The sequence below is a fragment of the Psychrobacter sp. KFRI-CH2-11 genome, from assembly GCF_038239325.1.
Lineage (GTDB): Bacteria > Pseudomonadota > Gammaproteobacteria > Pseudomonadales > Moraxellaceae > Psychrobacter > Psychrobacter celer.
This window is the reverse complement of the sequence record NZ_CP151283.1, coordinates 2,464,874-2,478,055: the sequence shown is the minus strand read 5'-3', so window position 1 is coordinate 2,478,055 and position 13,182 is coordinate 2,464,874. Positions and strand designations below refer to the sequence as shown.

At 49.8% G+C, this 13,182-nt stretch carries 11 protein-coding genes and 1 tRNA gene; 8 read left to right on the top strand and 4 right to left on the bottom strand.

All coding sequences use genetic code 11. The features are described from left to right. Positions 1-155 precede the first annotated feature (155 nt). The 7 genes from AADH33_RS10290 (at position 156) to AADH33_RS10260 (ending at position 8,357) form a co-directional block, all read left to right on the top strand. A complete protein-coding gene (locus AADH33_RS10290; protein WP_348548816.1) occupies positions 156-827 on the top strand; it encodes a phosphoribosylanthranilate isomerase in 672 nt (223 codons plus the stop codon). A 163-nt stretch (positions 828-990) separates the two neighbouring features. Beyond that, on the top strand, positions 991-2,265 hold the full coding sequence (gene trpB, locus AADH33_RS10285) for a tryptophan synthase subunit beta (protein WP_348548815.1): 1,275 nt from the start codon (positions 991-993) through the stop codon (positions 2,263-2,265). Between the two features lie 130 nt (positions 2,266-2,395). Beyond that, positions 2,396-3,220: a tryptophan synthase subunit alpha gene (trpA, locus tag AADH33_RS10280; protein WP_075102329.1), complete on the top strand. Its 825-nt coding sequence runs from the start codon at positions 2,396-2,398 to the stop codon at positions 3,218-3,220. Positions 3,221-3,547: 327 nt separating this feature from the next. Continuing rightward, on the top strand, positions 3,548-4,525 hold the full coding sequence (gene accD / locus AADH33_RS10275) for an acetyl-CoA carboxylase, carboxyltransferase subunit beta (RefSeq protein ID WP_178377953.1): 978 nt from the start codon (positions 3,548-3,550) through the stop codon (positions 4,523-4,525). Positions 4,526-4,687: 162 nt separating this feature from the next. After that, positions 4,688-6,055, top strand: coding sequence for a bifunctional tetrahydrofolate synthase/dihydrofolate synthase (gene folC, locus AADH33_RS10270; protein ID WP_348548814.1), 1,368 nt, complete (start codon positions 4,688-4,690; stop codon positions 6,053-6,055). A 240-nt stretch (positions 6,056-6,295) separates the two neighbouring features. Continuing rightward, positions 6,296-7,540 (top strand): SPOR and LysM peptidoglycan-binding domain-containing protein, encoded by a 1,245-nt coding sequence (locus AADH33_RS10265; protein WP_348548813.1) that lies wholly within the window; start codon positions 6,296-6,298, stop codon positions 7,538-7,540. Between the two features lie 286 nt (positions 7,541-7,826). Then, positions 7,827-8,357, top strand: a complete 531-nt coding sequence (locus AADH33_RS10260; protein WP_075102259.1) for a DUF2726 domain-containing protein — start codon at positions 7,827-7,829, stop codon at positions 8,355-8,357. Between the two features lie 54 nt (positions 8,358-8,411). Here the strand turns inward: AADH33_RS10260 and AADH33_RS10255 are convergent, their stop codons facing one another. Continuing rightward, the gene (locus AADH33_RS10255) at positions 8,412-9,356 is read right to left on the bottom strand and encodes a DUF1853 family protein (protein WP_075102260.1); all 945 of its coding nucleotides are present in this window, start codon (positions 9,354-9,356) and stop codon (positions 8,412-8,414) included. A 154-nt stretch (positions 9,357-9,510) separates the two neighbouring features. On the opposite strand from AADH33_RS10255, the gene AADH33_RS10250 reads away from it, so the two are divergent. Beyond that, the gene (locus AADH33_RS10250; protein ID WP_348548812.1) at positions 9,511-9,813 is read left to right on the top strand and encodes a monooxygenase; all 303 of its coding nucleotides are present in this window, start codon (positions 9,511-9,513) and stop codon (positions 9,811-9,813) included. Positions 9,814-9,892: 79 nt separating this feature from the next. Here AADH33_RS10250 and AADH33_RS10245 read toward each other — a convergent pair. From AADH33_RS10245 to gatA, 3 genes are all read right to left on the bottom strand, one after another. Continuing rightward, positions 9,893-9,969: transfer RNA gene (locus AADH33_RS10245), tRNA-Pro, on the bottom strand. Positions 9,970-10,084: 115 nt separating this feature from the next. Further along, on the bottom strand, positions 10,085-11,611 hold the full coding sequence (gene gatB / locus AADH33_RS10240) for an Asp-tRNA(Asn)/Glu-tRNA(Gln) amidotransferase subunit GatB (RefSeq protein ID WP_192994636.1): 1,527 nt from the start codon (positions 11,609-11,611) through the stop codon (positions 10,085-10,087). After that, a complete protein-coding gene (gatA, locus tag AADH33_RS10235; RefSeq protein WP_075102262.1) occupies positions 11,611-13,107 on the bottom strand; it encodes an Asp-tRNA(Asn)/Glu-tRNA(Gln) amidotransferase subunit GatA in 1,497 nt (498 codons plus the stop codon). Before gatA ends, gatB begins: the two co-directional genes overlap by 1 nt. Between the last annotated feature and the right edge of the window lie 75 nt (positions 13,108-13,182).

Genomic DNA, 13,182 nt, shown 5'->3' with positions numbered 1-13,182 from the left:
CAGATGAGTAACAAATCAGCATCATAGAATCAGGTCAACATAAGAGGGATACAACGAGATTGGGATCACCAGACTCTCAGTGCAATATACGCTCAGGACAAGGGTAGATATTGAACCTATTAAATCTTTTAAGCCTTTCAAATTAAGGTCAAACAATGCAGGTGAAGTTTTGCGGGTTTACCCAGCTCAGTGATGTTCAGACCGCTGTGCAGTTGGGTGTGGATGCGGTTGGTTTGGTGTTTTATCCACCAAGCCCGCGTGCTGTCACGCCCAAACAGGCGCAGGCATTGAGTGCCGCTGTACCAGCGTTTGTCAGTGTCGTGGCACTGGTGGTCAATATGACTCATGATGAGCTGCTGGCGCTGGCAAACCATGTACCTTTTGACATCATTCAATTCCACGGCGACGAAACGCCTGAGCAGTGTCAGCAGCTGGCAAGCGCGGTCAATAAACGCTGGATCAAGGCGCTACGTATCGATGCCGAGCAAGACACGGCAGCTAGCGTGCGCGCGCGTATCGATAGCTTTGCCGCGATGGGTGCCAGTAGTATCTTGCTTGATGCCTATCATCCGCAAAAATACGGCGGTACGGGCGCGCGCTTTGATTGGCGTTTGATACCACAGGACAGTGCGCTACCGATTGTCTTAGCCGGCGGCCTCGCTGCTGATAATGTCGCAGGCACACTTGATTTACCTATCTATGGCGTCGATGTCAGCGGCGGTATCGAATCTGCTAAAGGCAAAAAAGACGCTGCCAAAATGCGCGCCTTTATGAAGGCAGTCAAACGTGACCGATGGCAAAACGAGACGGTCACTGACGGGCTCTAAGATAATTGCTATATTGGTGTCTATATGATGTCTATATCTTGTTATTTTCTCGTTATTCCGAAATTTTGCTTGTCGCCTAGTTATATGACGATATGGCGGCAAGCCTAGACGCTTTATCTCCTTCATTTTTATATTAAAAGCCCCACTTATCGTAGGAATTATCATGAGTCATGCCTCAAACAAAGCGCTATCTGATGCTGCAAAATCTATCAATACTTTTACCAATCCAGCAGATGTGCAAGACTTTAACCAATACCCTGATGCACGCGGACACTTTGGCGTCCATGGCGGTCGTTTTGTTTCTGAAACGCTGATGGCGGCATTAGAAGAGCTTGAAACCTTATATACCAAAGTCAAAGCCGACCCGGCTTTTTGGGAAGAATATCACAACGATTTGGTCAATTATGTCGGTCGCCCAACCCCGCTCTATCATGCCAAACGCCTGAGTGATGAGATCGGCGGCGCGCAGATTTACTTTAAGCGTGAAGACCTCAATCACACAGGTGCACACAAGGTCAATAACACCATCGGGCAGGCTTTACTCGCCAAGATGTGCGGTAAAAAACGCATCATCGCCGAGACGGGCGCAGGACAGCATGGCGTGGCGACAGCGACAATTGCCGCGCGCCTAGGCTTAGAGTGCATCGTCTATATGGGCGCTGATGATGTCGAGCGCCAAAAGATGAACGTCTATCGTATGCGCCTGCTCGGCGCGACAGTGGTGCCAGTGACGTCTGGCTCGCGCACTCTCAAGGACGCGATGAACGAAGCGATGCGCGACTGGGTGACCAACGTTGACACCACTTATTACATCATCGGCACCGTTGCAGGGCCGCACCCTTATCCGCTACTGGTTCGCGATTTTCAAGCAATCATCGGTAAAGAAGCGCGCATTCAGCATTTAGAAAAAACCGGCAAATTACCAGATGCACTGGTCGCTTGTGTCGGTGGTGGCTCCAATGCGATTGGTCTATTCTTTGACTTCTTAAACGATACAGAGGTGAAAATGTATGGCGTCGAGGCCACAGGCGATGGCATAGAGACTGGCCGCCATTCAGCGCCATTGGCTGCTGGTCGCATCGGCGTGTTGCATGGCAACCGTACTTACCTGATGGCAGACGATGAAGGTCAAATCCAAGAGACGCACTCTATCTCAGCGGGTCTTGATTACCCTGGCGTCGGTCCTGAGCATAGCTTCTTAAAAGACATGAAACGCGTTGAATATGTCGGCTGCACTGACAAAGAGTCGTTGCACGCCTTTCATGAAGTTACGCGCAAAGAAGGTATCATACCTGCATTAGAGTCTGCGCATGCTGTCGCTTATGCATTGAAACTGGCGAAAACCATGACCCCTGAGCAATCTATTGTCGTCAATATGTCGGGTCGCGGTGATAAAGATTTGCATTCAGTGATGAAGGCAGAAGGGATTGCGTTGTAGTAGTAGGCATTGTTTTTACGACAAACCCACGTTGATGACATACATTGAGTGGCTCTTTGATTGAATGGTAAAGCGCCACTATAGCCAGTTTTTATTAATTTTAGAGACGATTATGACCCGAATTAAAAGTATGACCAGAATTGAAAGCACCTTTGGGACCCTAAAAGCGCAAAATAAAAAAGCCCTGATTCCTTATGTCATGGCAGGTGATCCAACGCCTGATAACTTTGTTGGCTTGCTACATGATCTTGTCAAGCATGGCGCAGATATGATTGAAGTGGGTTTGCCGTTTTCTGACCCCATGGCCGATGGTCCAACCGTTGCCTTGGCGGGCGAGCGCGCTTTAGCAGCTGGCACCAGCACCCGCGATGCCCTAAATATGGTGGCAGAGTTTCGCAAGCAAGACACGCAAACGCCAATTATCCTGATGGGTTATCTAAACCCTGTCGAGATCATCGGCTATGATAATTTCGTCACCTTATGCGAGCAGGCAGGCGTCGATGGTATTTTGATGGTGGATTTGCCGCCAGCGGAGGCGGGGAGCTTTACTCAGCACTTGACTGAGCACGCGATGAATGAGATTTTCTTATTATCGCCCACCACTTTGCCTGAGCGCCGTGAGCAAGTGCTGACCCACTGCGGCGGCTATATTTATTATGTGTCGCTCAAAGGCGTGACCGGCTCAGCGACGCTCGATACCGATGATGTCGCCATTCAAGTACAAGCCATCAAAGCAGAGACCGATCTGCCGGTCTGCGTGGGTTTTGGTATCCGTGATGCGGCCTCTGCCAAAGCGATCGGTCAGCATGCTGACGGGATTATCGTTGGAAGTGCGCTGGTGCAAAACTTCGCTGATATCGATGCTAGCGATGCGGCGGCAGTGGCCAATGCTCAACAAAAAATCATGGCAAAAATGGACGAGCTGCGCGGTGCTTTAGACAGTTTGACAGTTTGACAGTTTAACGAACGGTATCATAGGTAAGCGGTGAGTTGTCCAAGGTGTCCCTAGATAGGTGATAAGCTGAGGCGACGGCGCGCTGGACGAATGACAAGGTTTATCATAACAGGGTTTATAATAACAATGTCTATAAAGACAGCGCGAAATGGCTTTGCTAAAGTTAGTTTACGTGTGTAAACTAACCTCACATATAAATTGTGACCGTCTCGCATGAGCGTATCTGCTGATGGCTTATATCATCGAGCGCTGTGACGGTTACATTGATTTTATAAATGGACTCTTAGGGACAAGTAAACGAGCCAACTTTCCTGTAAGCCTTTGATAATGGCGAATACTATGACTGATACAATAACCAAAGCTGATATGACAACTCCAAACAATATCGAAAAAACCGCAACTGACAAACCCAGCGCCGAAAAAAACGGCAATGCTGCTGGCCAATCGTGGTTTAATCGCCCAATACCTGGTATTAAGCAGCAACTGACCGCTCCATTGACTGCGGTTGAGACTGAACCATCGACCAAGTGTAGCAACTGCCATTCGATGATTACCAATACCGCGCTGATTTTTAACTGTTATGTATGCCCGCATTGTGACCATCATTTACCGATGAGCGCTCGTGAGCGTCTAAACTGGCTGCTGGATCAAGTAGATGGCGAGCTGGGGCAAGAGTTCAATGCAAAAGATCCATTGAGCTTCGTCGATAGTAAGCCGTATCCACAGCGCATGAGCGAAGCACAAGACAAGACAGGCGAGTCTGAAGCGCTGATCGTGATGTATGGCAAGCTGCGCAATCTAGACATTGTCACTTGTGCCTTTGATTTTCGCTTTATGGGCGGCTCGATGGGTTCGGTGGTCGGTGATCGGTTTGTCCAAGCCGCTGAAAAAGCCCTTGAGGAAAAAATACCACTGGTCTGCTTTGCAGCCTCAGGCGGCGCGCGTATGCAAGAAGGTTTGCTGTCGTTGATGCAAATGGCGCGCACCGCCGCTGCGATTGAGCGCTTGCGATTGGCGGGTGTACCGTATATCGTAGTGTTGACCAATCCTGTCTATGGCGGTGTGACAGCCTCGCTGGCGATGCTAGGAGACATTCATTTGGCAGAGCCAAAAGCGATGATTGGTTTTGCTGGCAAGCGCGTGATCGAGCAGACGGTACGCGAAACCTTAGAAGAGCCGTTTCAGCGCGCTGAGTTTTTGTTAGAGCATGGGGTGGTGGATGAAGTGGTGCATCGTCATCAGCTGATCGATACCATTTATCGTCTGCTGGCAAAACTGTGTCACGTCACCAATGTGGATGCGTAACGCCGCACCGGTTATGGCGCTTATCGCATAGCCATAGCTACAAAACTGCTCTTAAAAATAGCATTTATCGTCAATCACGGTAAATGCTATTTTTGCTTTTTGGCTAGGTAGTTATATACTGTCTTCAGTTTTTATTTGATTCTTTTTTGATAGGTTTTCTTCATGTCTGACTCCTTAGTTGCTACCTCAAGTACGCCCGATAACCAGTCTAGTTTGACCGAATGGCTCAATTATATGCAGCAAATCCATGTGTCGGCGATTGACATGGGGCTGTCGCGCGTGTTGCCAGTGGCTGAGGCGTTAGGCTTGGTACAATCCGCCAAAAACGATGCTTATGTATTTACTGTAGCGGGCACCAATGGTAAAGGCTCAACGACCGCAGTGATTGCACAAATGTGTCAAGCGGCAGGGTATAAAACGGCGCTGTATCAATCACCGCATTTAAGCGTTTTTAATGAGCGGGTGCTTATCGATGGCGAGATGGTCAGCGATGAGACCTTAATCAATGCCTTTAGTAAGGTGGAGGCAGCGCGGCTGCAGTGCGATTTGACATTGTCGTTCTTTGAGATGACGACACTTGCTGCATTATTGATATTTGCCGAAGCAAACTGCGAGGTATGGGTATTAGAAGTGGGACTGGGCGGTCGCTTGGATGTGGTTAATATCATCGATCCTGACATGGCGGTGATTACCAATATCGGTATCGATCATATCGATTGGTTGGGCGACAATGTCGAGGATATCGGACGCGAAAAGGCAGGTATCTTGCGTGACGATATCACGCTGATTTATGGGGCGACTACGATGCCAGATAGCGTGCAGCAGGCGATTGATCAGCATCAAGCGCGCTGCTATCAGGTCGGGCAGGACTTTGCTTACCAAAGCCTCGACTCAGCCACATGGCAGTATAGCAATGCCGCTGTCACGATGCAGCTACCGCGCCCAGCATTGTCGCTTATGAACACTGCCAATGCCTTATCAGCTGTGCTGGCCAGTCCATTAGATATCGATATCAGTGCCATCGAGCAGGCGCTGCAGACAGTCAAGCTGGCAGGACGGTTTGATTACCGCCATACCCAGCAGCGTCATTGGCTATTTGATGTGGCGCACAATGAGCAGGGTGTCGAGTTTTTATTGGCGCAGCTTGTACCGCTTTGGCAGCAGCACCTCGCTGAGCAGCACGAGTCTATAGACAGTCATAGCGGCAGCCAACCTGCCAGCATCAAAATGCTGTTTTCTATGTTAGGTGATAAAGATGTCGACCATGTCGTCCAGCGCTTAAGCCAAGCTGGCTTGCCGATCAGCGAGTGGTTTATCGCGGAGATTGACTATCCACGTGCCGCGAGTACCGAGCATTTATACAGCGTCCTGTCTCGCCATGTCGAGCAGGCGCAGATACATCAGTTTGACAGATTAAAAGAAGCCACGCAGGCGGTGATGCAAGCGAGCGATGCGCAGGATCTCATCGTGGTGTGTGGCTCGTTTCATACTATCGGTGAGGCATTAGCAGCACTGACTGCCGATCAGTGATAGTCGATGATGTGACGACCCGTGAGTGATGAAAAGGGCTTTGCTTTCATGTTACGCTTAGCACAAGTGTGATAGCAGACAGCGCGAAAAATATGCTTTATAATCAAAGTGATTGAAATATAGCGTATAACGCCAAAAAACTGACGGATGGGTAAGCTTGTAGAGCCTTGCCCGCCAAGGTTTTAAAGCGATAGCTGCGCCGCTCAATCAACCTTATTACCAACTAAGAGACGTAAACGGATGAACTTTTCGAGACAAGCCTTATTGGGCATTGGGATGATTATCGGCGGTAGCGTGATGCTATACGCTATGGTGCAACAAATCGGCGATAACAGTCAGCCTGCGCCGACCTCAGCGATGGTCGAAAGCTCAAGTACTGAGCAAACCACGCAGCCGCCATTGACAACAGACATCGAAACAGAAAAACGCATCTTGGCACAAAAACAAAAAGAGCGCGCCGCTCGCGTCGCAGAGCAAGAAAGACGTGCTCAGCAGTTTTTGATTGAGCAAGAAGCTGCTGAAGCTGAAGCACTAGCCAAAGCGCGCGCAGAAAGCCAACAATATATAACAAACACTACCGCTGCTGACGATAGCGACAGCACCGCAGCTGAGAAAAAAGACGATACCGCTTCGGCAACAGCAAGCCTTGAAGGTACGGAAAGTTCTGAAAGCACTGATAGCAATACGGCGCAAGCCGCCGCCGAAAAATTAAAAACTGCCCAGCAGCAAGAAGCCAAACGTCAAGCCGCTCTCAAAGAGCAACAAGCCGCCAAAGAATTGGCACAGCGGCAACAGCAAGCGGAACAAGCCAAACAAGCCAAGCAACAAGCAGAGGCCAAGCGTCAAGCAGAAGCTGAGCGTCAGGCTGCCGAGCAGGCCGCCGCAAAAAAGCAAGCGGCTGAAAAAGCTGCCGAAGCCGCCAAAAAAGAGCCGCCCAAATCCCCCACTGACTATGAAGTCAAACGAGGCGACGGCCTGATTAAACTTGCCAGACAGTATAACGTACCGGTGGAAGCGCTGGCTCAGGCAAATAATATGTCACCCTCGACCTCACTGCAGCTGGGTCAGACACTGACTATTCCTTCACGCAAACAAGTACAGCGTCTAGAGCGAGAAGCAGCGGCAGCCGAAAAAGCGCGTGAAGCGCAGCGCAAAAAAGAAGAAGCATTGGCGAAAAAATCAGCAGAGGCCAAACGTGATGCGCAGCAAAAACTGCGTGATGCCCGCCAACAGGTCAAGGAAACCGATGCCAAAGGAAGCTTTGGGGTGCAGGTCGCACTTGCCAATGATCAGGCCAAAGCAGATGAATTGGCCAAAAAGTTTCAGGCAGCAGGGTATCAAGTAAAGACCAGTCCGACCAGTCGCGGTGTCCGCGTCATCGTCGGTCCTGAGCGCGGTAAAGTGGCAGCGCTGGCGCTCAAAGACAAGATCAACAGCGACCCTAAAGTAAACACCACCAGCGCTTGGGTATTATACTGGCGCTAAACCGCGATTAATGTATCGCCGCTGGTAGTGAGTGCTGGTAGTGAGTATAGACACCTTCGCTGTTTCTATGATATGAGAAAACACGACACTAGATGTCGTGTTTTTTGTTTTATTGATTGCTCGGCTGGGTAGGTTTCGCTACCATGCCGCGCATTTATTCTGTTTTTGTATCACCTGTCAGCCTAAAAAGGTTGACCTGCCGTGATTATTCAAATGCCCATCTGTGCTTGTGAACCGTTGCAGCTGGGACTTGGATAATCACTTGTTTATTTTATAAGGTAAAACCATGTCGTTTGGCGTTGTATTTTTAATATTGGCCGTTGGGTTTTTAGGGCTAATTACGTTACCAAAACTATCCTCAAAGCGTCAAAGCACCGAGCCTGAGCCAAAGCCTGTGCGCGGTGATGAGTTGGCCATTTGGCCATTTGCACCGATGCCTATCATGACTGATACTGAGGTGATTTTTTTTAAAAAATTAAAAAACGCCTTGCCCGAGTATCACATATTTGTACAGGTGCAGCTGTCGCGAATCATCGAAGCCAATAGCGATGAGACCTCCGAGCGTAGCTTTTGGTTTAACCGCATTTGTCGTCAGAGTGTCGATTATGTCATCGTCGATATCGACGCACAGACCACCTTGGTGGCTATCGAGCTTGATGATTGGACACATAGCAGCAAATCACGCCAAAAAGCCGATGACAAAAAGGACAAAGCCCTTGCTAGTGCAGGTATTCCTATCGTGCGCTTTCACGCTGAGCGTATGCCAAGCGCGGATATGCTCAGATATGAGCTGATGCAGGTGATTGAGACGTACTGATAATGATCGTCATTGGCCGTGATTAAAACTGACCTCTCGGATTGAGGGTGCGGGCTACTCACACTGCCGCGGATAGATGACAATTGGCCTGTCGCCTTCAAAATATAGCCCTGTCTTTGGTAGGCTCTTCTTTGACCAAGTCTGTGCAAGCGCTCGTCTGGCGTAACGGTCATAAAAGCTGCGTTTGGTAAACCACTCAATATAGTACGCGCGCCGCAGAGTGCTCGTATCGAGCGTCGCAAGACTGACGGCGTCGCTGTTATCACACCATTCATGCAGCGGAAAGCTGGGCGTTAGCCAATCAGGTTTATCAAAGCCATAGATATTGAGCGGCAAAAAAAAGCGGCCTTTGATAATACCGTAGCGTTTGTCGATTTTTACTTGTCCGTGATCAGCGGTATCGACCCACACAGCGCGGAACTGCTTGGTCTGCATGTGGGTCATTTTGCGCTGTAAGTTATCATTGGAATTGATACCGACCCAGTTTGCAGGCTCAAAAGGCGGTGCCCCCATAAAAAACTTGATCGCCAGCTCCCAGTGTTCGGTCAGATTGTCCTGATGATTGTATAAAATCAGATCCAGCTCGCCTGTCGTCTGTTTGCCGTTATATAACTGCACATTGTTAGCAAGCGTCTCGTACGGATGTAATTTGCGCGCAAAGCCATCTTCTAGCCAAAATGATAACAATCCCTCAAAGTGAAAACCTAAGCGATTGGGACTGGGACGTGTCAGCAGATATCGCGTCAGCGCCTGATACGCATTGGTGGTATCGAGCTCCTCTAAGCGTGCCTGATAGGCTGCAAACTGCTGCTGCCAAAAGTGTGCGCTATGGACCGACACGGTATGTGTGTTCTGATGCGGCGCAACGTCCAACCACTTTGTTAAGACAGTGGGGCAGGCCAGCACATAAGCCAAATCGCGCACATATGGGCGCCGATAAGCTTCCCACGGTGCGGTATGTAGATAAGTAAACGGGCCATGAACCGTCGGCTCGATCATAGGATAAACCATCATTACAGTGTACGTTTACCCTAGCGGCTCATGTACCAAAAGTCTATAGTCAATCGATGGCGTATTATATTATGCTAAAATTGCAACTGTCTGGCCGCTAATGGGCGACCATTTATCCATCTTATATAATGAGGAATACGCCATGAAATACCTATTACAAATCGACTTTCCCTATAGTGGGCCTTTTGGTCACGAGTTTTTTGCCGCGATGAAAGAGCTGGCCGCTGATATCGCAAACGAGCGCGGTCTGGTCTATAAATTATGGACAGAAAATAAAGACACGCAAGAAGCGGGTGGTATCTATGTGTTTGATAACTTAGATGACGCTAATCGGTATTTGGCCAAGCATACCGAGCGCTTAGAGTCGTTTGGATTTACAGGCATCAAGTCTAAAGTGTTTGTCATCAATGAAGCGCTGAGCGCGATTACGAAGGCGTCTTTGTAGTATTTGGTAAGAAGTCATTAACCATAAAAAAAGCCAACCATTGCTATCAATGGTTGGCTTTTTCTTTAACTACGATGTTTGGTCGGAACGGCAGGATTTGAACCTGCGACCACCACACCCCCAGTGTGGTGCGCTACCAGACTGCGCTACGCCCCGAATGACTGACTATTTTACGCAAAATTAGGCATATTGCAAGGGCTATTTATCTTGCTACCCATTTGCCCCAAAATTTGACATATCCATAGCCAGTATGAGCGCCATATTAGCAGAGCTATCCCAGCAGCTCTTTTAAAATTTGGTTGACTTGCTGTGGGTTTGCGCTACCGCGGCTGGCTTTCATCACTTGCCCGACCAGACCATTAAAGGCTTTTTGCTTGCCGCCTTTATACTCATCTACCATCGTTTGATTGTTGGCGATGACCTCTTCGACCATGGCTTTGATAGCGCCAGTGTCCGTTTCTTGTTTTAGGCCCTTTTCTTCGATGATTTTATCTGCCGCATCATCGCCGTCGCCGCCTTCGCGCTCATATAAGGCACTAAAGACTTTTTTGGCCAATTTGCCAGATAGCGTATCGTCTTTGATACGAGCCAGCATACCAGCCAATTGCTTGGCGCTGATAGGGGAGTGGGTGATGTCTTTATCATCTTTGTTGAGGGCACCGAGCAAGTCGCCCATCACCCAGTTGGCTGCCATTTTGGCATCTTGCTGGCCCACTTCTGCCACCACAGCTTCGAAATAATCAGCAAGCTGACGGCTGCCTGTTAGGATGCGAGCATCGTATTCTGACAGACCAAGCGCTACCTCAAAACGGCCACGGCGAGCCACAGGCAGCTCAGGCATGGCAGCACGAATGCTGTCAATCGTATGCTGCTCGATACGGACAGGCAGTAAATCAGGGTCAGGGAAATAACGATAATCGTTGGCGTCTTCTTTGGTGCGCATGGTGCGGGTTTCGTCGCGCTCAGGATCATAGAGCATCGTTGCCTGCACGACTTTGCCGCCGTCTTCGATGATGTCGATTTGACGTTCGATTTCGCGGTTGATGGCGCGCTCGATAAAACGGAACGAGTTTAGGTTTTTGAGCTCAGTACGAGTACCGAGCTCGCCGCCAGGTTTGCGCACAGAGACGTTACAGTCACAGCGGAATGAGCCTTCTGCCATGACCGCATCCGAGATACCCAGCCAAGTGACCAGCTGATGAATGGCCTTGATATAAGCCAGCGCTTCATCCGCTGAGCGCATGTCAGGCTCAGAGACGATTTCGATGAGCGGCGTGCCCGCACGGTTGAGATCGACACCCGTCATGCCATCGACGGCATCGTGGACTGATTTACCCGCGTCTTCTTCTAGATGCGCGCGGGTGATGCCCATCCGTTTTGGGTATTCGTTTTTTTCGCCTTCATTGACCACCACATCGATATAGCCGGTACCCACGATAGGGTTGGCCATTTGGGTGATTTGATAGCCTTTGGGCAAATCAGGATAAAAGTAGTTTTTGCGATCAAAGGTGTTAAAAAGACCCAGCTCGGCATTGACGCCCATACCGAACTTCAGTGCGCGCTCGACCACGCCAGCGTTGAGTACCGGTAGCACGCCAGGTAAGCCTAAATCGACGATGTTGGCTTGGCTGTTTGGCTCGTGGCCGAAGTCAGTTGGGGCGCTAGAGAAAATTTTACTGTCAGTGTTTAGCTGGCAGTGAATCTCAATGCCGATGACCACTTCGTAACCATCAACAAACAATTCGGGACGAACGCTGTCGTTATGAGCGGTATTCTCAGTCGTAGTAGCTGTGTTCATTATACCGTCTCCTTTGCGACGAGTGAGTGTTGTAGATGATGATCGGTATGCTGCTGAAACAGATGAGCGGTCGTTAGCAGCTGACTTTCTTGCCAGTGCTTACCGATTAACTGTAAACCGATCGGCAGACCTTCTGAGGTCAAACCAACGGGCTGACTGAGTGCGGGCAGACCCGCTAGGTTGACTGCGATGGTATACACGTCGCCTAGGTACATGGTCGCAGGGTCGAGGTCTTCTGCCAGCTTATAAGCTGCGGTCGGCGCGGTGGGACTAGCGATGACATCACAATTGGCAAAAGCATCATCAAAGTCTTTGACGATTAAGCGGCGCACTTTTTGCGCTTTGGTGTAGTAAGCGTCGAAATAGCCTGCCGATAGTGCATAAGTACCAGTGAGGATACGGCGCTGTACTTCAGGGCCAAAGCCTTCAGAGCGTGAGCGCGTGTATAGGTCAATCAGATCTTTTGGTGTTTCACAGCGATAGCCAAAGCGCACGCCATCAAAGCGTGATAGGTTGGAAGACGCTTCGGCAGGGGCGAGCATATAGTAAGTGGCCAGCGTGATATCGGGATCGGTGATATTGACCTCGACGATGGTCGCTCCCAGTTCTTCGTATTTTTTGAGTGCGGTACGGGCGGCTTGTTCTACTTCGCTGTCGAGGCCTTTGCTAAAGTATTCTTTGGCGACGCCGATACGTAGTCCTGCAAAGGGTTTATCGCCTGCAGCGGCCTCTGCATCATTGATGTCTTGTACATAATCTGGCATGTCGTGCTTGATGGAGGTGGCATCGCGCGGATCATGACCGATCATCGGCTGCAGCAGATAGGCACAGTCTTTGGCGCTTTTGCCCATGCTACCGGCTTGGTCGAGACTTGAGGCATAGGCAATCATGCCAAAGCGTGACACACGGCCATAAGTGGGCTTGATGCCGGTGAGGCCACAAAACGAAGCTGGCTGACGAATCGAGCCGCCCGTATCACTACCGGTCGCCACAGGCACAAAACCGGCGGCGACAGCGGCTGCACTACCACCAGATGAGCCACCAGGGACGCGCTCCAAATTCCATGGGTTTTGTACCGTGCCATAGTAAGAGCTGCTGTTGTCTGAGCCCATTGCAAACTCATCCATATTGAGCTTACCTAGGCTGATCATGCCCGCTTTTTCGATATTGGTCACGATGGTGGCATTATAAGGCGAGACAAAATTGTGTAGCATCTTTGAGCCACAAGTGGTCAGCACGCCTTGGGTACAAAAGATGTCTTTATGCGCCATGGGCACGCCGAGCAGGGGACGCTTATCGCCTTGGGCGCGCATCTCGTCCGCGGCTTTCGCTTGCGCGCGCGCCGTCTCAGCGGTGTGGGTGATAAAGCTGTTGACCTTAGTGTCTAGGGCGTCGATACGTTTGATATAGTGTTCGGTTAATTCTGCGCTGCTAAACTGCTTTTCTTGCAAGCCTGTAATCAGCTGCTCGGTACTTAATAGGTGAATCTCAGACATAGGGTGTCGTCCGTCAAAGTGTTAATAGCATAAAATAAGATAAAGCCAATAAAGCTAATAGAGTCATGCAAGTCG